Source organism: Pseudescherichia sp. (assembly GCF_032052675.1).
Lineage (GTDB): Bacteria > Pseudomonadota > Gammaproteobacteria > Enterobacterales > Enterobacteriaceae > Pseudescherichia.
Genome location: NZ_DAMBWA010000003.1, coordinates 322,336 through 342,241, shown reverse-complemented (window position 1 = coordinate 342,241; position 19,906 = coordinate 322,336). Strand labels below are relative to the sequence as shown.

Here is a 19,906-nt window from a genome sequence, read left to right as displayed (position 1 = left end):
ATATGTGCCACATTTTTTCGCCAGCCACATCCAGCTGGCCTGAAGCTGCTCCAACCTAAAGCATAGACAAGGGTTCCCCGGTCTCCTGATAAATTTGGCTGAATTGCGACTACATTATGTATTTAGCAAAATTATCGTTGTGTTTGTTCACAAAAAATGTGCAAAAAAAAGGGGGTGACATTGCACCCCCTCTTAAACAGTTATCGTTACGCCAGCTGACGCAGCATCCGCCGCAGCGGCTCGGCGGCACCCCACAGCAGCTGGTCGCCAACGGTGAAGGCGGAGAGGTATTCCGGCCCCATGTTGAGCTTGCGCAGACGGCCAACCGGGGTGGTCAGGGTGCCGGTTACCGCTGCCGGCGTCAGCTCCCGCATGGTGATCTCACGGTCGTTGGGCACCACTTTCGCCCACTGATTGTGGGCCGCCAGCAGAGACTCAACGGTCGGGATAGAGACATCTTTCTTCAGCTTGATGGTGAAGGCCTGGCTATGGCAGCGCAGCGCGCCCACGCGCACGCAGAGGCCATCCACCGGGATCACCAGGTCGGTATTGAGGATCTTGTTGGTCTCCGCCTGACCCTTCCACTCTTCACGGCTCTGGCCGTTATCGAGCTGTTTATCAATCCACGGGATCAGGCTGCCCGCCAGCGGTACACCGAAGTTGTCTACCGGCAGCTCGCCGCTGCGGGAGAGGGTGGTGACCTTACGCTCGATATCGAGGATAGCCGAGGCCGGATCCGCCAGCTCGCCTGCAACGTGGCTGTGAAGCTGGCCCATCTGCGCCAGCAGTTCACGCATGTGGCGCGCGCCGCCGCCGGAGGCTGCCTGGTAAGTAGCAACCGAAACCCAATCCACCAGATTCTCGGCAAACAGGCCGCCCAGCGACATCAGCATCAGGCTGACGGTACAGTTGCCGCCGACAAAGGTTTTCACGCCGCTGTTCAGGCCCTGGGTAATGACGTCCTGGTTGACCGGATCGAGAATGATGATGGCGTCATCTTTCATACGCAGCGAAGAGGCTGCGTCGATCCAGTAACCCTGCCAGCCGCTTTCACGAAGCTTTGGATAGATTTCATTGGTATAATCGCCGCCCTGGCAGGTGACAATAATGTCGAGTGCCTTCAGCGCCTCCAGATCAAATGCGTCCTGCAGCGTGCCCGCTGTGCCTGTACCGAAGGTCGGTGCCGGCTGGCCAAGCTGGGAGGTAGAGAAGAAGACAGGGCGAATGGCATCGAAATCGCGCTCTTCTACCATGCGTTGCATGAGTACAGAGCCGACCATTCCGCGCCAGCCGATAAAACCAACATTTTTCATAGCGTATTTCCTGCAGAGGTGTGTGCTGTTTGAGCAATCCAGATCTTTTTACTGGTATACCTCACACATTACAAAATGCAGCTAAAGTCGCAAGTGAAATTAATCAATGATAGTGTCGCCGTCAGAAATAGCGCTTATCAGCGGCCGTTTAGGGCGTGCCTCAGGGAAACGAAGCAATGAATGATATCCTCTCCATCGCGGTGCTGTTGATCCTGATTATGGATCCGCTTGGCAACCTGCCTATCTTTATGTCGGTGCTGAAGCATACCGAGCCGAAGCGCCGCCGGGCGATTATGATCCGCGAGCTGCTGATCGCTCTGCTGCTGATGCTCATTTTCCTTTTTGCTGGCGAGAAGATCCTTTCATTCCTTAACCTGCGCGCCGAGACCGTCTCTATTTCCGGTGGCATCATCCTGTTTTTAATCGCCATTAAGATGATCTTCCCCAGCCCCGAGGGTGGTAGCTATGGCATGCCCGCCGGTGAAGAGCCGTTTATTGTACCGCTGGCGATCCCGCTGGTGGCGGGCCCCACCCTGCTCGCCACGCTCATGCTGCTGTCGCACCAGTACCCTAACCAGATGGGCCATCTGGTGATCGCCCTGATGCTGGCGTGGGGCGGCACGGTGGCGATCCTTCTGCAGTCGACGCTGTTTTTACGCCTGCTCGGCGCGAAAGGGGTTAACGCGCTGGAGCGCCTGATGGGGCTAGTGCTGGTAATGCTGGCAACCCAGATGTTCCTGGACGGTATTCGGGTGTGGATGAAGGGGTAGTCATTTAAGCGTGCATTCAAGCTGTAGGCCCGGTCAGCGCAGCGCCACCGGGCCTATCAACCATTAGCTCAGCAGCGAGAAGGCAATCATTCCGACAATGGCGCCCGTGGTGCCGAGGATGGTCTCCATCATCGTCCACGTCTTCAGCGTCTGTGCTTCGGTTGCACCGGTGAACTTACCAAACAGCCAGAAGCCCGCGTCGTTGACGTGGCTGACCACGATAGAGCCGCCCGCGATGCAGATCGACAGCGCAGCCATCTGTGCGCCGGAGAAGTGCAGCTGCTCAATGACCGGCATCACCAGACCCACCGCGGTCAGACAGGCCACCGTTGCCGATCCCTGAATAATACGCACCGCCGCAGCCAGCACGAAGCAGGTGATCGCGATGGGCAGGCCCATGCCGGTCAACGCTTCGCCCAGTGCCGGACCCACGCCGGAATCCACTAACACCTGCTTAAAGACGCCGCCCGCACCGATCACCAGCAGGATAATGCCTGCCGGCTGCAACGCCGTGCCGCAGATCGCCATCACTTTGTCTTTCGCCATCCCCTGACGGTACGCCAGACCGTAGATGGCCACCAGGCACGCCACCAGGATGGCGGTAAACGGATGGCCGATAAACTCCAGCCACTCGTAGAGCGTGGAGCCCTGCTCAACGAAGCGGGCGGCGATGGTTTTCAGGCCGACCAGCACCAGCGGCAGCAGGATCAGCGCTAGGCTGAAGCCAAACGACGGCATCTTACCCTCGCCGAGATGCGGCTCGCTGATGTCATCCGGAATATGCAACTCAACGTAGCGGCTGATAAAGTTGCCCCATAGCGGACCGGCAACCAGCATGCCAGGGATCGCCGCGCAGAGGCCGATGAGGATCATCCAGCCAAAGTCGGCATGCATCTGGGACGCCAGCAGCATCGGCGCGGGTCCCGGCAACAGGAAGGCCGCCGCCGCCGCAACCCCGGCGAAGAGCGGAATCACCAGCTTCACCAGGTTCGTGCCGGTGTGGCGCGCCATCGAGAACGCGACGCTGATCAGCAGCACAATCGCGACCTCAAAGAAGAGTGGCAGCGCGCAGATCAGCCCGGCAAGGCCGATGGCATAGTGCGCCCGGCTGTGGCCGAAGGATTTCAGCATCTTGACCGCGATCTGATCCACCGCGCCGGTCTCATGCAGAATCTTGCCGAACATCGCCCCCAGCGCGACCACTATCGCGAGGAAGCCCAGCGTGCCGCCCATGCCTTTTTCCATCGTTTTGGCAATCGCATCGAGCGGCATCCCAGAAAACAACCCAGCGCCAATAGAAACCACCATCAAAGCAATGAAGGCGTGAAGACGTGCCTTCATCACTAAAAACAGCAGCAGCAAAACCGAGCCGACCGCTGTCAAAACAAGCGTTAAAGTACCCACTGTACTGCCTTAGTCTTTTATTTATTAATCACATCAATAGTGCTGGCCACCACGCCGTTGAGCGGCTGGTCGATATCCACAATTAATACGTCAGCCTCGTCCGCGCCCGGCTCTTCCAGCGCTTCAAACTGGGTCACCAGCATCTGCGTTTTAAAGAAGTGGCCTTTACGCGCCTTCAGACGGGCTTCGATCACGTCGAAATCACCCTTCAGGTAGATAAAGGAGAGGTTTGGGTTGCCGTCGCGCAGCAGATCGCGGTAGCGTTTTTTCAGTGCGGAGCAGACGATCAGCGACACTTTGTTGGTGCGCTGCATAGCGAAAGCGGCATCGTTCAGCGCCTGCAACCAAGGCTTGCGGTCGTCATCGTTCAGCGGCTCGCCAGCGGCCATTTTGGTGATGTTGCTGCGCGGATGCAGGAAGTCGCCATCCAGGAAGGCGGCGTGAAGCTGATAGGCTACTTCGCTGGCAACGGCGGATTTACCACTGCCGGATACGCCCATCAGGACATAGACGTGGTGATCGTGATTAGTCGTGCTCAAAGGTCGCTCCCACAGAGACAAAAGGTAGATTGTTACGGGTAACAGTTATCGGTAACATTTTCCTGCCGGGGCTAGTGAGAAGCAATAACCGGTGGCCTCAGAAGTGAATAAGTGTGAGCTACTTCAAATTTGTCAGACTAAATAGATCCACCTGGTGACAAAGTGAAACCTAAATCTAACATTTTCGGCGTCACGACTTCACCACGAATGCGCGCCAGCAGGCGCTCGGCACCAATACGCCCCATGCGTTCACGCGGCGTCAGCACACTTGCCAGCTGAGGCTCCATCACCTGGCCGATATCATGGCCGTGAAAACCGGCAATCGCCATATCATCCGGGATCTTCAGCCCTAAGCGCTGGCACTCAAAGGCCGCGCCCACCGCAAGGTCATCGTTGGTACAAAAAATACCGTTGAGCTGCGGATACTCGCGGCGCGCCTGGCGCATCAGTTCAATACCGGATGAGTACGAGGAGGACTGCTCCATCATGACGCTGTACGGCGTCAGGCCTGCATCACGCATCGCCTGCTCATACCCCTGCTGTTTGATAATAGTACGTTCGTCGAGACGTGCACCGAGATAGGCGACGTGGTGATGGCCGCGCGCCACGATGGCCGCGGTCATCTGGCGGGCAGCCTCAAAGTTATCAAAGCCCACGGCGATGTCGAGGCACGGCGAGCGGCTGTCCATCAGCTCCACCACCGGGATCCCCGCCACCTCGATCATCTTTAGCGTGCGCGGAGTGTGGCTGCGCTCGGTGAGGATCAGGCCATCAATGTTCCACGACAGCATCGACTCCAGCCGCTCCTCCTCCATCTCCGGCTTGTAGCCGTAGTGGGCCAGCATGGTCTGGTAGCCATAAGCATCGGTGACGCTTTCAATTCCGCGCAGCACTTCGGCGAATACCTGGTTGGTCAGAGAGGGCAGCAGCACGCCGATAGCGCGACTGGTGGCGTTAGAGAGAATGTCAGGTGCGCGATTAGGAATGTAGCCCAGCTCGTCCAGCACCGCTGCGATTTTGCCACGCAGCGCTACGGAGACTTGCTCCGGGTTGCGTAAAAAACGGCTGACGGTCATTTTGGTTACGCCAACGCGATCTGCAACGTCCTGAAGTACGGGTCTTTTCTTTTTCATCGTCCTGAGCGGGGTAAACGGGAAAACATTTTTTTAGTTTACCACGACGCAGGCGCAACCTCGCCGCTGATAAGGAGAGGTTGCGCACTTTATTTAACACATCATACCGGCGGCAGGTCGAACAGCAGGATTTCACTGTCGCTGTCAGCGTGAATCGACAGCGCCTGCTCGTCCCAGATAGCCAGCCCGTCGGCGGTGACGGCGGTGGTTCCGTTGATAGAGACGCTACCCTTCACGACCTGGACCCAGACTTTGCGCCCGGCGGCAATCTGATAATCCCCCTGCTCATCTTTCAGCAGCGCCCAGCGGGAGAGCTCCATATCCTGGTTCACCTTCAGCGAACCGTCGCGGGCATCCGGAGAGAGCACCAGCTGGCGGCCCTGAGCGGCGTCAAAGCGGCGCTGCTCGTAGCGCGGCGTGATACCGGTTTTTTCTGGAATGATCCAGATTTGATACAGGTGCAGACGTTCGGTTTCGCTCGGGTTGTACTCCGAGTGGCGAACCCCGGTCCCGGCGCTCATGATCTGGAACTCACCGGCAGGCACCTGCTCTTTGTTGCCCATGCTGTCCTGGTGCTCAACCGTCCCTTCCAGCACGTAGGTCAGGATCTCCATATCTTTATGGGGATGGGTACCGAAGCCCTGGCCTGCGTCGATCACGTCGTCGTTAATGACGCGCAGCGCAGAGAAACCCATAAAGTTCGCATCGTAGTAGTTGGCAAAAGAGAAGGTATGCCATGAGTCCAGCCAACCATGATTTGCATGACCACGTTCATTTGCTTTGCGTAAGAAAATCATTTTTTCACCCCCGTCTGTTTTCGATGGAGTAAGTGTGTACCCGATCGACCCAGGATGATAGAGGGTGAAAATTGACTCCTCTGTTCAAAAATTATGAACAACTTATTAACCAGCAAAAATCCTTATTTTGCGAGGGTTACCGTGGCAGGTGCGGCCTGCTCAAACCCGCGTTCGAGGATCTCAAGATTGGTTAACACCTCAGATTCCTTGACGTAGTTTTCTGCCCCTTCTGTCAGGGTGGCATAGAGGGCATCGTAGACGCGGCCATAGTCGCCTGGCTCCGGCTGCCACTCTTCGCGCACCGTCTCTCCGGCGTCGTTAAGGTACGCCAGCGTCGCCAGCGTGTCGTCGGCAGCAAACCCTGGCTCACCCGGCATGATATTGGCCTTCAGGCTGGTCTCCTGCTGGTCAATCCCGTACTTGATAAACGAGCCGCGGGTACCGTGGATAATAAATTTCGGATAGTCGATTTTGACATAGTGGCTGGTCTTCACAATCGCCTTCAGGTCGCCGTAGAAGAGCTGCGCTTCAAAGGTGTCGTCCGGGTTGGCCTTGTTGCGCAGGCTGCGGATGTCATAGGAGACATGGTCCGGGCGGCCAAACAGAGAGATGATCTGATCCAGGGTATGTACGCCGAGGCCAAAGAACATGCCGTCCTGCGGCAGGCCCGGTTTGGTCTCCGCTACCGGGCGGAAGTAGTCGATGTGGCTCTCAATTTCGACAATCTCACCCAGCTTGCCGCTCTCAATGGCTTTTTTCGCCGTCAGGAAACAGCTGTCAAAGCGGCGATTCTGGTATGGGGTAACGGTGAGACCTTTGCTTTTCGCCAGCTCGAACAGAGTAATGGCCTCAGCCATCGAAGGAGTAAAGGGTTTCTCTACCAGTACGTTTTTACCCGCTTCCAGGGCACGTTTAGCGTACTCAAAGTGGCTGTCGGCGTGGGTACAGACGATCACCAGCTTCACCTGCGGATCGTTGAGCACCTCATCGAGATCGCTGGTGAAATGGATGTGCTGATACTGAGGATACTGCTCTTCCGGCTTGGGATGGCGGCGGAAGATATGCGCCACGTGCCAGCTCGCTTTGCGGTTGAGAACGTAGGGAAGATGGTAGCGGGTGGTGCTTTTACCAAAGCCAATAAATGCGCAGTGCAGAGTCATGGATCAGTCCTTTTGTTAAATCACTGTCCATAACCATAGCGCAAAGTTGCGTGCGGCAACACGCCCGATGGCGCTGCGCTTATCGGGCCTACAAAGCGGTGTTCCCTTTGGCCGTCGGTGGCGCAGGCAGTTTATTCACGGCAAGCGCGCAGGGACCGGAGCGTACTTAATGTACGTGAGGACCCGAGCACTTCCCGGGTATAAAATGCCAAGTGAACCAGGCCAAAGATAAAAAAAAAGCCAGCATAGGCTGGCTAAGATAATACTGGAAGCAATGTGAGCAATGTCGTGCTTTCAGGTTCACCGTAGCATCCCCTGAACGCATAGCAATAATAATCATTATCATTCGCACTTGTCTAATACTTTTTGCAAAAAATGGCAGTTGACGAAAATTTTGAATTCCCGGATGGTGGAGAGGAGTCTTAACTAACTGAGGATAGAGGAAAATGAGTGAGATAGTGATACGCCACGTCGAAGCCCGCGATGCCGAGCCATTACGCCTGATGTCAGCGCAGCCGGAGATGTATCACCATCTACTACAGCTACCCTACCCTTCACAAGAGCTTTGGCAGGAGCGGGTTAAGCCCCAGCCCGGGCGCCGCATGCTGGTGGCCACCATTGATGGGGAAGTGGCCGGGCATATTGGCATCCACGTTGAGCAGAACCCGCGCCGCAGCCACGCGGCAGAGTTTGGCCTTGCCGTCTCACCCGCCTTTCGTCAGCGGGGCGTCGCCAGCGCCCTGATGAAAGCGATGATTGATGTTTGCGAGAACTGGCTGCGCATCGAGCGGATTGAGCTATCGGTTTATGCCGACAACGAAGCCGCTATTGCGCTCTACCGTAAGCATGGCTTTGAGATCGAAGGCACCGCCAGGAAGTACGCCCTGCGCAACGGCGAGCTGGTGGACTCCTACTTTATGGCACGAATGAAATAAACCATTGCCCGGTGGCGCGGCGCTTACCGGGCCTACGTTTCGTGCCGTTGTAGGCCGGGTCAGGCGAAGCCGCCACCCGGCCTACAGATCAATACCCTGCCGTTAAGTCATCCACCGAACGCGGATCCGACGCGCCATACAGCGCCCCGTCCTCGCCCACCATAATGCTCTGGGTACTGCCCATCGCCTCCTTCAGCGCCACTTTCTGTCCCTTCTGCTCGAGCATTTTCAGCGTATCCGGGCTAAAGCCCTTCTCCACGCGCAGCTCGTCCGGCAGCCACTGATGATGGAAGCGCGGAGCGTTAGTCGCTTCGGCGACGTTCATTTTAAAATCGATGCTGTTAACGACCATTTGCAGCACGGTTGTGATAATGCGGCTGCCGCCCGGGCTGCCGGTCACCAGCCAGGTCTTACCCTCTTTCGCGACGATGGTTGGCGACATCGACGAAAGCGGACGCTTGTTTGGACCCACGGCGTTGGCATCGCCACCCACCAGCCCGTAGACGTTCGGCACGCCCGGCTTGGCTGAGAAGTCATCCATCTCATTGTTAAGCAGAATGCCAGTGTTGCCCGCCACGATCCCTGAGCCAAAGGTGGTGTTCAGCGTGTAGGTCACCGCTACCGTATTGCCCTCTTTATCCACCACGGAGAAATGGGTGGTCTGATTGCTCTCGTAAGGTTCCAGCTTACCGGGGCGGATCTGGCTCGACGGCTTCGCCTTGTTGACGTCGATCTGCTGGGCAATGGATTTGGCATACTCTTTACTGGTCAACGCCTGCCACGGCACTTTGACAAAGTCCGGATCGCCCAGGTACTCCGAGCGATCGGCGTAGGCGTACTTCTCTGCCTCGGCCATCACCTGCATGGCGTCCGCGCTGCCAAAGCCATATTTCGCCAGGTCGAAGTTTTCAAGAATATTGAGGATCTGCACGATGTGGATCCCCCCTGAGGAGGGCGGCGGCATAGAGAAGACCTGATAGCCACGGTAGTCGCCGCTGATCGGCGTACGCTCTACCGCCCGGTAGGCTGCCAGATCCTCTTTGGTAATCAGGCCGCCGTTCTTGCTCATCTCCTGGGCGATCTGATCGGCAATTGCCCCCTTATAGAAAGCGTCCGGCCCCAGCTCGGCAATCATCTCCAGGCTCTTCGCCAGATTAGCCTGCACCAGCTTGTCGCCCTTCTTCAGCGGCTCGCCATTTTTCCAGAAGATCGCCTTGCTGTTGTCGTGATTGGGCAAAACTTCGCTGCCGTAGGTTTTCAGATCCTCCGCCAGGGCGTCGTTAACCGTAAAGCCTTGTCGAGCCAGCTTGATGGCGGGCTGCACTACCTTATTCAGCGGCAGCGTACCGTACTTCTCCAGCGCTAATGAGAAACCCGCCACCGTGCCGGGAGTACCGGTTGCCAGATGAGAGGTGAGAGATTTTTTACTGTCCGGATTACCCTGCTCGTCGAGGAACATATCCCGGCTGGCCTGGGCGGGTGCCATCTCGCGAAAATCGATGGCGGTGGTGGTACCGTCTTTGGTTCGCAGCAGCATAAATCCGCCGCCGCCGAGGTTTCCGGCCTGCGGATGGGTCACCGCCAGCGCGTAGCCCACCGCTACGGCGGCATCCACCGCGTTACCGCCCTGCTTTAGAATATCAACACCCACGCGTGTCGCGGCGGCATCCACCGACGCCACCATCCCCTGCTGCTCACGCACCGGATGGAAGGTATCGGCTTCAACGCCGTAGGAGACGGGGGGCGCTTCCGGCTGCGGCGCGGCAGCCACGCCAAAACAGCTTCCGGCGACCAGCGCCGCGATAGCGGCCCAGCGCGCAAAGTTAGGCTTACTCATCACTATTCTCCAGGAAAAATGGCTGATATTGCTGCTTAATCCTGGTTCACAACGCTAAAAAACGCACAGTCTTAGCGCTGAGCAAGTAAACTTAAATGATCCACCTACAGGAGGAAATAACGATGAAACGCCTCTTATCTCTGGCTTTACTGCTGCCGCTTAGCGCTTTCGCGCAGCCGATTAATACCATCAATAACCCGAACCAGCCGGGGTATCAAATCCCCAGCCAGCAGCGGATGCAGACCCAAATGCTGAATCAGCAAAGCCAGCGGAAAGGCATGCTGAACCAGCAGCTTCAGACCCAGACGCGCATGCAGCAGCAGCACCTGGAGTCGCAGATCAATAACAACTCCCAGCGCATGCTGGATCCGCAGCCGGGTATGCTGGATAACAGCCGTGAACAGATGCTGCCTAACAATAGCGGCAGCATGCTGCACCCGTCCAGCACGCCACAGCCCACTATTCCCCTGAAGACAATGAGTCCCTAGGGCTGAAAATCCGGACCAATAGTGTCGATGCGATCGGTACAGATGCAGTCGACGCCCCAGCGTAGCAGCTCTGCCGCCCGCTGGGGCTGGTTAACGGTGTAGACCAGAATACGCAGCCCGGCGGCTTTGATCTCTGCCGTCCGCTGTTCATCCAGCAGCTTGTGGTTAAGGTGCAGCGAGACGCAGCCCAGACGCGCCGTCAGCTCGCGCCAGTCGTTACGCCACGCGTCCAGCAGCAGGCCACGCGGCAGCGCCGGTGCGACCTGCTGCGCCGCCTCCAGGGCATCAATGTCAAATGAGGAGAGCAGCGGTGGGGTCATGCCCTGCCAAAGCGCTCGCGCCGCCAGCGCCACCGTTTTTCCCGTCAGCGGCCCGGTGCCGGTGGTCGGCTTGATCTCAATATTAGCCATCATGCCATGCTGGCGGCAGCGCTCCGCCACCTGCGACAGCAGCGGCAGCGGCTCGCCCTTAAACTCACCGCTAAACCAGCTCCCCGCATCCACCTTCAGCAGATCGCTCCACGGCAGATCGCCCGCTACGCCCCAGCCGTTGCTGGTGCGCTCAAGGTTATCGTCGTGCAGCAGAAAGATCTCTCCGTCACGGGAGAGCTTGACGTCAAACTCGATCATGGTATGACCGAGGCGTGCGCCGGTATCGATGCCCGCGAGGGTATTCTCCGGGGCCAGCTTGCCGCCGCCGCGATGGGCGACGACTGCGGGATAAGGCCAGTGACTCATATGCGTTGTCCTGTTTCACCGTCAAAAAGGTGCAGGTGGCTCTCGGGCATGTTCAGCCACAGCGTGCTGCCCGGCGCCGGGCGATCGTGATGCGGCAGCCGCACCACCAGCTTCTGCTCGCCCCAGCGGCCGTGGGCCAGGTTATCCGCACCCAGCATCTCCAGGGTATCCATCACCAGCGGGATGCCCCCTGCGGATTGTGAGCTTAGCGTAATATGCTCCGGGCGGATACCCAGCGTCATCTTACGCCCGGCGTAGCCACGGTAGTACCAGTTGATGGGCAGCGCCATACCGCTCTCCAGCTCAAAGTGGTCGCCAGAGATGCTGATGCGCCCGTCCAGCAGGTTCATCGCCGGGCTGCCGATAAAGCTTGCCACAAAACGGCTGGCCGGTTTCTCATACACTTCCACCGGCGTGCCAATCTGCTCCGCCACGCCCTTGTTCATCACCATCACCCGCTGCGCCAGGGTCATGGCCTCCACCTGATCGTGGGTGACGTAGAGCGAGGTGGTCTTCAGGCGGCGATGCAGCTGCTGGAGTTCGAGACGCATCTGGACGCGCAGCTTGGCATCGAGGTTGGAGAGCGGCTCATCAAACAGAAAGACGGCGGGATCGCGGACAATCGCCCGGCCCATCGCCACCCGCTGGCGCTGGCCGCCAGAGAGCTCGCGCGGGCGGCGTTTGAGCAAGTTCTCCAGCTCCAGAATGCGCGCTGCCTCTTTTACCCGCTCGGCGATATGCGTTTTGCCCATGCCGCGAATTTTTAAACCCCACGCCATATTCTCCTCCACGCTCATATGTGGGTAGAGGGCATAGTTCTGGAACACCATAGCGATACCGCGCTCCTTTGGCTCCATCTCGGTTACCCGCTGGCGATCGATCCAGACGTCGCCGCTGGTGACCCGCTCAAGCCCGGCCACCATCCGCAGCAGGGTCGACTTGCCGCAGCCGGAGGGGCCGACCATCACAATAAATTCCCCGTCCGACACGTCCAGCGTCAGGGGTTGGATCACCTGGGTCTTGCCGCCGTCCCAGCTTTTGCTTACTGCCTGTAGTTTGAGTCCTGACATCTTATTTCTCACTGTCCACTAAACCACGCACGAAGGCACGCTGCATGGCTAATACGATAACGACGGGGGGAATAAGGGTCAGCAGCATCGCCGCCATCACCTGGTTCCACTGGGTAGTCCCCTCCCCGGTAGCAATCATCCCTTTAATTCCCGCCACGGCGGTGCCCAGGTTGACGTCGCTGACGATCAGCAGCGGCCACAGATACTGGTTCCAGCCGTAGATAAAGGTGATGACAAACAGCGCCGCAAGGTTGGTTTTCGACAGCGGCAGCACGATGTCGCGGAAAAAGCGCATCGGCGATGCGCCGTCAATGCGCGCGGCTTCGATCAGCTCGTCCGGCAGGGTCATAAAGAACTGACGGAACAGGAAAGTCGCGGTCGCCGAGGCCATCAGGGGTAGCGTCAGGCCGGTGTAGCTGTCGAGCATCTTCAGGTTGGCGATCACCTCTACCGTCGGGAAGATACGCACCTCCACCGGCAGCATCAGGGTGATAAAGATCATCCAAAAGAAGAGATTGCGCAGCGGGAAACGGAACCAGACGATGGCAAAGGCGGAGAGCATCGACACGGTAATCTTCCCCACCGTGATGCTGAAGGCCATGATGAAGCTGTTGAGCAGCATCAGCCAGAACGGCGCGCTGTTGGCTCCGACGCCCTGAAGCCAGATGGTCTTCATGTTTTCCAGCAGATGAGTGCCAGGGAGAAGGGTCATCGGCGTCTCAAACACCGCCCGGTTGTCCAGCGTGGCCGCCACAAAGGCGACGTAGAGCGGGAAGAGAATGGCGGCGATGCCAAGGATCAGCATCACATGGCTGAAAATGGTCAGCCCGCGTCGGTTTTCAATCATTGATAGCGCACCTTACTCTCGACGTAACGGAACTGGACCACCGTCAGGATAATGACCAGCAGCATCAGCACCACCGACTGGGCGGCAGAGGCGGAGAGATCCAGCCCGGCAAAGCCTTCCCGGTAGATTTTGTAGATCAGCGTGGTAGTTGCCTGCACCGGTCCACCGGCGGTAGCGGCGTCGATCACCGGGAAGGTATCGAAGAAGGCGTAGACCAGGTTAACCACCAGCAGGAAGAAGCTAACGGGAGCGATCAGCGGCAGCGAGAGCTGGAAGAAGCGGCGCACCGGTCCGGCGCCGTCAATGGCGGCGGCCTCCACCAGCGAGCGGGGAATCGACTGCAGCGCGGCGAAGAAGAAGAGGAAGTTGTAGCTGATCTGCTTCCACACCGAGGCGAAGACCACCAAAAACATCGCCTGGCCGCTGTTCTGCGCGTGATTCCAGCTATAGCCCATCTGCTCCAGGGCGTGGGTAATCAGCCCGCGCCCCGGGTTAAAGAGAAAGATCCACAGCACGGCGGCGATAGCGGGGGCCACGGCGTAGGGCAGCAGCATCAGGGTCTGATAGAAGCGGCTGCCGCGCACCACGTAATCCACCAGCGCGGCAAAAAAGAGCGACGCCAGCAGGCCAGAGAAGGTCACCAGCGCGCTGAACTTTATCGTCGTCCAGAAGGAGTCCAGATAGTAGCTGTCATGCAGCAGCGCCATAAAGTTGTCCAGCCCGACGAACTGGCTGGAGAGACCGAACGGATCGACGCTCTGCACCGAGTACCACAGCGCTTCACCCGCGGGCCAGATAAAAAAGATAACGGTAATAATCAGCTGCGGCGCGACCAGCGCATAGGGAAGCCAGCGTGAGCGGAATACCGGACGGGATGATGACATTGAGATTTGTTTCCTGAACGGCGCCGGGTGGCGGCTTCGCCTTACCCGGCCTACGACGTGCACCCTGTAGGCCGGATAAGCGTAGCGCCATCCGGCAATTTAACACATTACGATTTGGTGGACTGCTCGAAGCGGCGGAGCAGCTGATTACCACGCTCTACCGCGCTATCCAGCGCCTGCTGCGGGGTTTTCTTGCCGGTCCAGACCGACTCCAGCTCTTCATCCACAATGGTGCGGATCTGCGGCATGTTGCCCAGACGCAGCCCTTTGGTGAACGACAACGGCGGCTTGTTCAGCATCTGACGGGTGGCGATATCCGCGCCTGGATTCTTATCGTAGAAGCCCTGCTCGCGGGTCAGATCGTAAGCGGCGGTAGTGATCGGCAGGTAGCCGGTCTTCTGGTGCCACTCGGCGGCATTCTCAGGCTTCGCCAGGAACTCAAGGAACTGGGCGACGCCGGTATAGGTTGGCTTATCTTTGCCCTGCATCACCCACAGGCTGGCCCCGCCGATGATGGCGTTCTGCGGCGCACCCTTCACGTCGGCGTCGTACGGCATCATGCCTACGCCGTAGCTAAACTTGGCGTACTGACGAATATCCGCCAGCGAACCGGAGGAGGCGGTGGTGATAGCGCAGTCGCCGTTATAGAACTTCTCGGTGGACTCGTCCTTGCGCCCGAAGTAGCTGAAGTCGCCCTTCTTGTTCAGATCGGCCAGCATCGCGATGTGCTTAACCTGCTCCGGCTTGTTAAACTCCAGCACGGCGTCGGTGCCGTCAAAGCCGTTGTTTTTGGTAGCGACCGGCAGACCGTGCCAGGCGCTGAAGTTTTCGATCTGGATCCAGCCCTGCCAGCCGCTGGCGTAGCCGCACTTCATGCCGGCGGCTTTCAGCTTCGCGGTGTAGGCGGCGAGATCCTGCCAGGTTTTCGGCGGCTGCTCTGGATCGAGGCCCGCTTTCTTGAAGGCGTCTTTGTTGTAGTAGAGCACCGGAGTGGAGCTGTTAAACGGCTGGGAGAGCAGATGGCCGGATTTCGCATCGGTGTAGTAGCCAGAGACGGTCGGCACAAACTGCGACTCATCAAACTTGATACCCGCATCGCTGAACACTTCATACACCGGCTTGATGGCCTTCGATGCCATCATGGTTGCGGTCCCGACCTCATAGACCTGCAAAATCGCAGGGGCGTTACCGGTACGGAAGGCGGCGATCCCGGCGCTCAGGCTCTGCTCGTAGTTGCCTTTGTAGACCGGCACAATTTTGTAATCCGGATGGGTGTCATTAAAACGCTGTGCCAGGGAGTCCACTTCTTTACCCAGCTCCCCTTCCATTGAATGCCAGAACGGAATGGTGGTCACTGCCATAGCCTGACCTGCAAACGCCAGACCTAACGCTAATCCTAAAGCTGTATGTCGTAACGATGTCATTCGGTTATCTCTCTTGTTGTGCCGGATGCGCGATATCACGCTTTTCGTGCTCGCGAAGTAACATGACACGACCAAATGACAGAAAAATAACCTTTTGTTTACAGAAAGATGACAGGAAGGCGGCAGAGGGATGATGAAACGGTGACGATCCAATGGCGGGTAGGTCTTACCCGCGCAGACGAAGGGCAATCTCCTCAAGCGACAGCTGACCTGCGGCGGCGGCAACCGTTAGCTCGACGTAATCGGCATTAGCTGCCAGAGAGATGCCGTTACGTTTGAGGAACAGCAGCGTTATGAACAGAGCCGTGCGTTTATTACCATCGTTAAAGATATGTCCGCGGGCGATGGCAAGCAGGTGCATGGCGGCAAGGATCCAGATATCGGATACCCCTTCGTATTCATATTTGTTTAAGACGCGATAGAGCAAGGCTTCAGCTCGTCCTGGATCCGGCATGCCCGCTACGCCTGGCGTTACGCTCAGGAGCTTATCGTGAAAGCGTATTATCTCTTCCGCTGAGATGAACTGAAGCGTCATTTGTCGGCCAATTCCCTGATTTCGTTACCATGTACGCTCATGATGGCGTCAAATTCTGCATCCAGCTTTGCCGCCTGGTAACGCTCAAACTCTTCAGTACTGATGATCACCGCTGGCTTGTGCCCGCGACGTGTAATGGTTACCGGTGTGCCAGCCGCCGCCGAATCCAGCGCCGCAGCAAGATTTTGCCGGACTTCACTGTAGCTCATTGTACGCATAAAACCTCCGCTTAAGTACAAGTCAATTGTACAACAAACCCGTACAGAAGCGTGGGATTTTGTAGGCCCGGTAAGCGTAGCGCCACCGGGCAATACAGACGGCTCAGCCGCCTAAATAGGCACTCCGCACCGCTTCGTTGGCCAGCAGCGCGTCGCCGGTATCGGACAGCACCACGCGACCGTTCTCCAGCACGTAGCCGCGATCGGCGAGCTTCAGCGCCTGGTTGGCGTTCTGCTCCACGAGGAAGATGGTCATCCCCTCTTTGCGCAGCTGCTCGATGGTATCGAAGATCTGCTGGATAATAATTGGCGCAAGACCAAGGGAGGGCTCGTCGAGCAGCAGCAGACGCGGCTGGCTCATCAGCGCCCGGCCAATCGCCAGCATCTGCTGCTCGCCGCCGGACATGGTCCCGGCACGCTGAATGCGGCGCTCGTGCAGACGCGGGAACAGTTCGTAGACCCACTTCATGCGGGTATGAAACTGGTCGCGATCGGCAAAGAAGCCGCCCATCGCCAGGTTCTCTTCTACCGTCATGCGGGAGAAGACGCGTCGCCCTTCCGGCACAATCGCCACCGCTTCGCGCATGATTTTTGCTGTCTGCCAGTCGGTAATGTCTTTACCATCAAAGACAATACGCCCGCTGCTGGCGCGCGGATCGCCGCACAGGGTACCGAGCAGCGTGGTTTTACCCGCGCCGTTGGCCCCGATCAGGGTGACAATTTCCCCCTGGTTGATATGCAGGCTGACGTCATGCAGCGCCTGGATTTTGCCGTAGTGGGCGCTGACCTGGTCAAAAGATAACATCACGTTTTCCATCTTACGCGTCACCACCATTATGCTTCACCTAAATAGGCGCGGATCACGTCCGGGTTATTACGAATCTGCTCCGGCGTGCCGTTTGCCAGCGGCGTGCCCTGGTTTACCACGTAGATACGGTCGGAGATACCCATCACCAGCTTCATATCGTGCTCAATCAGCAGGATGGTGGTGTTGTGATGGTTACGCAGCTCAACGATCAGCTCATCCAGCTCTTTGGTCTCTTTCGGGTTCAGCCCGGCCGCCGGTTCGTCCAGCATCAGGATCTCCGGCTGGGTCACCATGCAGCGGGCGATCTCCAGACGACGCTGGTCGCCGTAGGCCAGGTTGCTGGCCTGGCGGTTAGCGTGGGCCAACAGGCCGATACGGTCCAGCCAGGTTGCCGCGCGATCCAGGGCCTCGCTCTGGGCGCGACGGAAGGCCGGGGTTTTCAGCAGGCCGGAGAAGAGGCCGGTCTTAAGCTGCTGATGCTGGGCGACCAGCAGGTTCTCAATCACCGTCATCTCACGGAACAGACGCACGTGCTGGAAAGTACGCACTACGCCCATGCGGGCGATCTGCTGCCCCGGCAGCCCTTCCAGGTGCTGGTCGCGTAGCATGATGGTGCCGCCGGTAGGCTTATAGAAGCCGGTCAGGCAGTTGAACACCGTGGTTTTCCCCGCGCCGTTCGGCCCAATCAGAGAGACAATCTCCTGCGGATGCAGATCCAGTGCAACGTTGTTTACCGCCAGCAGCCCGCCGAAGCGCATCATCAGACCGTTAACGGACAGTAATGGCTCACTCATGCCTGCTCTCCTTTCACTTGCCCGCTTTTCAGTTTTAACTGCGGGCGGGTCATCGGCAGCAAGCCTTCAGGACACCAAATCATCATCAGTACCATCAGACCACCCAGCATTAACATGCTGTACTCATTGAAATCACGCATCAGCTCACGGGAGACCACCAGCAGGATCGCCGCGAGGATAACCGCGAACTGCGAGCCCATCCCGCCCAGCACCACAATCGCCAGCACAAAGGCGGACTCGGCAAAGGTAAAAGATTCCGGGCTGACGAAGCCCTGACGAGCGGCAAACAGCGTCCCGGCAAAGCCAGCAAACCCGGCGCTGATGGTAAAGGCGGTCAGCTTAATGCGGGTCGGATTGAGGCCCAGCGAGCGGCAGGCGATCTCATCCTCACGCAGCGCTTCCCACGCCCGACCCAGCGGCATGCGCAGCAGGCGGTTGATCACGAACAGGGTTAACACTACCAGCAGCAGCGCCACCAGATAGAGGAATACCACCCGGTCGCTGGGATCGTACTTCACGCCGAAGAAGTTGCTGAAGGTATCCCAGCCGCCTTCGCGGGCGGTACGGCTAAACTCAAGGCCAAACAGCGTGGGTTTCGGGATCTGGCTGATGCCGTTCGGGCCGCCGGTCACTTCGGTGTTATTGAGCAGCAGAATACGCACGATCTCACCGAAGCCGAGGGTTACGATCGCCAGGTAGTCTCCGCGCAGGCGCAGCACCGGGAAGCCCAGCAGGAAGCCCGCCGCGGCCGAGACCAGCCCCGCCAGCGGCAGGCAGGTCCAGAAGCCGAGGCCGTAGTAGTGGTTCAGCAGCGCAAAGGTATAGGCCCCGATGGCGTAGAAGCCGCCGTAGCCCAGCACCAGCAGGCCTGACAAGCCCACCACCACGTTCAACCCAAGGCCGAGGATAATGTAGATCATGGTCAGGGTGGCGATATCCACCGTGCCGCGTGAGACCACAAACGGCCACGCCACGGCGGCGACCAGCAGGGCAACGAGGAACAGCTTCTGCTTCACCGTCGAACCGTCAATGGCGGGCAGGATGAACTTCGGCCCGGAGACGTTCTTCAACCCTTTTTGCATCAGTGGCCGCAGAAGCTGGAACAGAAAGACCACGGCGGTGCCGATAAAGACCCACTGCCAGCGGATATCTGCCGCGCTGCCGACGACCAGCCTGGTGCCGTCAAGGCTGAGCTGGACGCCCATAAAGACGCCGGCCAGCACAAAGAAGAGCGCGGCGGAGAGCAGCGCCATTGCAAAATGCATCGGTTTCATACTTTTTCAACCTCCGGGCGGCCCAGGATACCGGTTGGCATCACCAACAGCACCAGGATCAGCAGAGCAAACGACACCACATCTTTATATTCGGTACTCAGGTACGCGGAGGAGAGCGATTCGGCCACGCCGAGGATCAGGCCGCCAATCATCGCGCCAGGAATACTGCCGATCCCACCCAGCACCGCGGCGGTAAAGGCCTTCATCCCGGCCATAAAGCCGATGTAGGGGTTAATCACGCCGTAGAACTGGCCGAGCAGAACGCCCGCCACGGCGGCCATTGCCGCACCAATCACAAAGGTGAGCGCGATAACGCGGTCGGTGTTAATCCCCAGCAGGCTGGCCATCTTCAGATCTTCCGCGCAGGCGCGGCAGGCGCGGCCCATGCGGGAGTAGCGGATGAACAGAGTCAGCGCCAGCATGGCAACGAAGGTGACGATCCAGATCACCAGCTGCATGGTGGTGATCGAGGCGGCAAAGTTCTCGCTGCTGCCGATAGTCCACTGGCCATTGAACAGGCTTGGCAGCGCCACGTCACGCGACCCTTCGGTCAGGCTGACGTAGTTTTGCAGGAAGATAGACATCCCGATGGCGGAGATCAGCGCGATCAGGCGTTTGGAGTTACGCACCGGGCGATAGGCTACCCGTTCGATACTCCAGCCGTAGGCGCTGGCGATCACAATCGCGCCAACGAATCCGGCCGCGACCAGCAGCCAGCTGCTGTCGATGCCCATCATCATCAGGGCGGCGATGATCATAAAGGAGACATAGCTACCGATCATGTAGACCTCACCGTGGGCGAAGTTGATCATGCCGATAATGCCGTAGACCATCGTATAGCCGATGGCGATGAGTGCATAGGTGCTTCCCAGCGTCACGCCGTTAAACATCTGCTGCAGGAAGTAGAGAAACTGCTCGGACATAACGTAACCTTTCTAA

At 58.3% G+C, this 19,906-nt stretch carries 21 protein-coding genes; 3 read left to right on the top strand and 18 right to left on the bottom strand.

Annotation, left to right across the window (positions count from 1 at the left end):
• Positions 1 to 206: 206 nt before the first annotated feature.
• Entirely contained in the window at positions 207 to 1,313 is a 1,107-nt protein-coding gene (gene asd / locus RTX96_RS06420; protein ID WP_103820346.1) for an aspartate-semialdehyde dehydrogenase, read from the bottom strand.
• Between the two features lie 176 nt (positions 1,314 to 1,489).
• On the opposite strand from asd, the gene RTX96_RS06415 reads away from it, so the two are divergent.
• Positions 1,490 to 2,083 (top strand): YhgN family NAAT transporter, encoded by a 594-nt coding sequence (locus RTX96_RS06415; protein ID WP_103820347.1) that lies wholly within the window; start codon positions 1,490 to 1,492, stop codon positions 2,081 to 2,083.
• 63 nt (positions 2,084 to 2,146) lie between these two features.
• Here RTX96_RS06415 and gntU read toward each other — a convergent pair whose 3' ends face one another.
• The 5 genes from gntU to RTX96_RS06390 form a co-directional block, all read right to left on the bottom strand.
• Positions 2,147 to 3,487 (bottom strand): gluconate transporter, encoded by a 1,341-nt coding sequence (gene gntU / locus RTX96_RS06410; protein WP_103820348.1) that lies wholly within the window; start codon positions 3,485 to 3,487, stop codon positions 2,147 to 2,149.
• Positions 3,488 to 3,504: 17 nt separating this feature from the next.
• Positions 3,505 to 4,026, bottom strand: coding sequence for a gluconokinase (gntK, locus tag RTX96_RS06405; RefSeq protein WP_103820349.1), 522 nt, complete (start codon positions 4,024 to 4,026; stop codon positions 3,505 to 3,507).
• Between the two features lie 137 nt (positions 4,027 to 4,163).
• Positions 4,164 to 5,159, bottom strand: a complete 996-nt coding sequence (gene gntR / locus RTX96_RS06400) for a gluconate operon transcriptional repressor GntR (RefSeq protein WP_312670587.1) — start codon at positions 5,157 to 5,159, stop codon at positions 4,164 to 4,166.
• A 101-nt stretch (positions 5,160 to 5,260) separates the two neighbouring features.
• Positions 5,261 to 5,956 carry a pirin family protein gene (locus tag RTX96_RS06395; RefSeq protein ID WP_312670586.1) on the bottom strand — a complete coding sequence of 232 codons (696 nt, stop codon included), beginning with the start codon at positions 5,954 to 5,956 and terminating at the stop codon, positions 5,261 to 5,263.
• A gap of 122 nt (positions 5,957 to 6,078) precedes the next feature.
• Complete coding sequence (locus RTX96_RS06390) at positions 6,079 to 7,116, bottom strand: oxidoreductase (RefSeq protein WP_312670585.1); 1,038 nt, start codon at positions 7,114 to 7,116, stop codon at positions 6,079 to 6,081.
• 446 nt (positions 7,117 to 7,562) lie between these two features.
• On the opposite strand from RTX96_RS06390, the gene yhhY reads away from it, so the two are divergent.
• Positions 7,563 to 8,051, top strand: coding sequence for an N-acetyltransferase (yhhY, locus tag RTX96_RS06385; RefSeq protein WP_103820354.1), 489 nt, complete (start codon positions 7,563 to 7,565; stop codon positions 8,049 to 8,051).
• Positions 8,052 to 8,139: 88 nt separating this feature from the next.
• On the opposite strand, the gene ggt is transcribed toward yhhY, so the two are convergent.
• A complete protein-coding gene (ggt, locus tag RTX96_RS06380; RefSeq protein ID WP_312670584.1) occupies positions 8,140 to 9,888 on the bottom strand; it encodes a gamma-glutamyltransferase in 1,749 nt (582 codons plus the stop codon).
• A 122-nt stretch (positions 9,889 to 10,010) separates the two neighbouring features.
• Between ggt and RTX96_RS06375 the strand changes: the two genes are divergently transcribed.
• The gene (locus tag RTX96_RS06375; RefSeq protein ID WP_103820356.1) at positions 10,011 to 10,376 is read left to right on the top strand and encodes a DUF2756 family protein; all 366 of its coding nucleotides are present in this window, start codon (positions 10,011 to 10,013) and stop codon (positions 10,374 to 10,376) included.
• On the opposite strand, the gene ugpQ is transcribed toward RTX96_RS06375, so the two are convergent.
• From ugpQ to livH, 11 genes are all read right to left on the bottom strand, one after another.
• On the bottom strand, positions 10,373 to 11,113 hold the full coding sequence (ugpQ, locus tag RTX96_RS06370; RefSeq protein WP_312670583.1) for a glycerophosphodiester phosphodiesterase: 741 nt from the start codon (positions 11,111 to 11,113) through the stop codon (positions 10,373 to 10,375). The two genes, RTX96_RS06375 and ugpQ, sit on opposite strands and share 4 nt — an antisense overlap.
• Positions 11,110 to 12,183, bottom strand: coding sequence for a sn-glycerol-3-phosphate import ATP-binding protein UgpC (locus tag RTX96_RS06365; RefSeq protein ID WP_312670582.1), 1,074 nt, complete (start codon positions 12,181 to 12,183; stop codon positions 11,110 to 11,112). Before RTX96_RS06365 ends, ugpQ begins: the two co-directional genes overlap by 4 nt.
• Before the next feature lies 1 nt (position 12,184).
• Entirely contained in the window at positions 12,185 to 13,030 is an 846-nt protein-coding gene (ugpE, locus tag RTX96_RS06360; protein WP_103820359.1) for a sn-glycerol-3-phosphate ABC transporter permease UgpE, read from the bottom strand.
• Positions 13,027 to 13,914 (bottom strand): sn-glycerol-3-phosphate ABC transporter permease UgpA, encoded by an 888-nt coding sequence (ugpA, locus tag RTX96_RS06355; RefSeq protein WP_268106080.1) that lies wholly within the window; start codon positions 13,912 to 13,914, stop codon positions 13,027 to 13,029. The genes ugpE and ugpA overlap by 4 nt, the downstream gene beginning before the upstream one ends.
• Before the next feature lie 107 nt (positions 13,915 to 14,021).
• On the bottom strand, positions 14,022 to 15,338 hold the full coding sequence (gene ugpB / locus RTX96_RS06350; RefSeq protein ID WP_312670581.1) for a sn-glycerol-3-phosphate ABC transporter substrate-binding protein UgpB: 1,317 nt from the start codon (positions 15,336 to 15,338) through the stop codon (positions 14,022 to 14,024).
• Between the two features lie 166 nt (positions 15,339 to 15,504).
• On the bottom strand, positions 15,505 to 15,873 hold the full coding sequence (locus tag RTX96_RS06345; RefSeq protein WP_103820362.1) for a type II toxin-antitoxin system death-on-curing family toxin: 369 nt from the start codon (positions 15,871 to 15,873) through the stop codon (positions 15,505 to 15,507).
• The gene (locus tag RTX96_RS06340) at positions 15,870 to 16,091 is read right to left on the bottom strand and encodes a type II toxin-antitoxin system Phd/YefM family antitoxin (protein WP_257758716.1); all 222 of its coding nucleotides are present in this window, start codon (positions 16,089 to 16,091) and stop codon (positions 15,870 to 15,872) included. The genes RTX96_RS06345 and RTX96_RS06340 overlap by 4 nt, the downstream gene beginning before the upstream one ends.
• A gap of 103 nt (positions 16,092 to 16,194) precedes the next feature.
• Positions 16,195 to 16,908, bottom strand: a complete 714-nt coding sequence (livF, locus tag RTX96_RS06335) for a high-affinity branched-chain amino acid ABC transporter ATP-binding protein LivF (protein ID WP_103820610.1) — start codon at positions 16,906 to 16,908, stop codon at positions 16,195 to 16,197.
• A 17-nt stretch (positions 16,909 to 16,925) separates the two neighbouring features.
• Positions 16,926 to 17,693 (bottom strand): high-affinity branched-chain amino acid ABC transporter ATP-binding protein LivG, encoded by a 768-nt coding sequence (livG, locus tag RTX96_RS06330; protein ID WP_103820364.1) that lies wholly within the window; start codon positions 17,691 to 17,693, stop codon positions 16,926 to 16,928.
• Positions 17,690 to 18,967, bottom strand: a complete 1,278-nt coding sequence (locus RTX96_RS06325; protein ID WP_312670580.1) for a high-affinity branched-chain amino acid ABC transporter permease LivM — start codon at positions 18,965 to 18,967, stop codon at positions 17,690 to 17,692. The genes livG and RTX96_RS06325 overlap by 4 nt, the downstream gene beginning before the upstream one ends.
• On the bottom strand, positions 18,964 to 19,890 hold the full coding sequence (livH, locus tag RTX96_RS06320) for a high-affinity branched-chain amino acid ABC transporter permease LivH (RefSeq protein WP_042393203.1): 927 nt from the start codon (positions 19,888 to 19,890) through the stop codon (positions 18,964 to 18,966). Before livH ends, RTX96_RS06325 begins: the two co-directional genes overlap by 4 nt.
• Between the last annotated feature and the right edge of the window lie 16 nt (positions 19,891 to 19,906).

Bases quoted from the DNA above. Each gene is read 5' to 3' on its own strand.
- asd (WP_103820346.1), bottom strand. From the start codon at position 1,313: ATGAAAAATGTTGGTTTTATCGGCTGGCGCGGAATGGTCGGCTCTGTA.
- RTX96_RS06415 (WP_103820347.1), top strand. From the start codon at position 1,490: ATGAATGATATCCTCTCCATCGCGGTGCTGTTGATCCTGATTATGGAT.
- gntR (WP_312670587.1), bottom strand. From the start codon at position 5,159: ATGAAAAAGAAAAGACCCGTACTTCAGGACGTTGCAGATCGCGTTGGC.
- RTX96_RS06395 (WP_312670586.1), bottom strand. From the start codon at position 5,956: ATGATTTTCTTACGCAAAGCAAATGAACGTGGTCATGCAAATCATGGT.
- RTX96_RS06390 (WP_312670585.1), bottom strand. From the start codon at position 7,116: ATGACTCTGCACTGCGCATTTATTGGCTTTGGTAAAAGCACCACCCGC.
- yhhY (WP_103820354.1), top strand. From the start codon at position 7,563: ATGAGTGAGATAGTGATACGCCACGTCGAAGCCCGCGATGCCGAGCCA.
- ggt (WP_312670584.1), bottom strand. From the start codon at position 9,888: ATGAGTAAGCCTAACTTTGCGCGCTGGGCCGCTATCGCGGCGCTGGTC.
- RTX96_RS06375 (WP_103820356.1), top strand. From the start codon at position 10,011: ATGAAACGCCTCTTATCTCTGGCTTTACTGCTGCCGCTTAGCGCTTTC.
- ugpQ (WP_312670583.1), bottom strand. From the start codon at position 11,113: ATGAGTCACTGGCCTTATCCCGCAGTCGTCGCCCATCGCGGCGGCGGC.
- RTX96_RS06365 (WP_312670582.1), bottom strand. From the start codon at position 12,183: ATGTCAGGACTCAAACTACAGGCAGTAAGCAAAAGCTGGGACGGCGGC.
- ugpE (WP_103820359.1), bottom strand. From the start codon at position 13,030: ATGATTGAAAACCGACGCGGGCTGACCATTTTCAGCCATGTGATGCTG.
- ugpA (WP_268106080.1), bottom strand. From the start codon at position 13,914: ATGTCATCATCCCGTCCGGTATTCCGCTCACGCTGGCTTCCCTATGCG.
- ugpB (WP_312670581.1), bottom strand. From the start codon at position 15,338: ATGACATCGTTACGACATACAGCTTTAGGATTAGCGTTAGGTCTGGCG.
- RTX96_RS06345 (WP_103820362.1), bottom strand. From the start codon at position 15,873: ATGACGCTTCAGTTCATCTCAGCGGAAGAGATAATACGCTTTCACGAT.
- RTX96_RS06340 (WP_257758716.1), bottom strand. From the start codon at position 16,091: ATGCGTACAATGAGCTACAGTGAAGTCCGGCAAAATCTTGCTGCGGCG.
- livF (WP_103820610.1), bottom strand. From the start codon at position 16,908: ATGGAAAACGTGATGTTATCTTTTGACCAGGTCAGCGCCCACTACGGC.
- livG (WP_103820364.1), bottom strand. From the start codon at position 17,693: ATGAGTGAGCCATTACTGTCCGTTAACGGTCTGATGATGCGCTTCGGC.
- RTX96_RS06325 (WP_312670580.1), bottom strand. From the start codon at position 18,967: ATGAAACCGATGCATTTTGCAATGGCGCTGCTCTCCGCCGCGCTCTTC.
- livH (WP_042393203.1), bottom strand. From the start codon at position 19,890: ATGTCCGAGCAGTTTCTCTACTTCCTGCAGCAGATGTTTAACGGCGTG.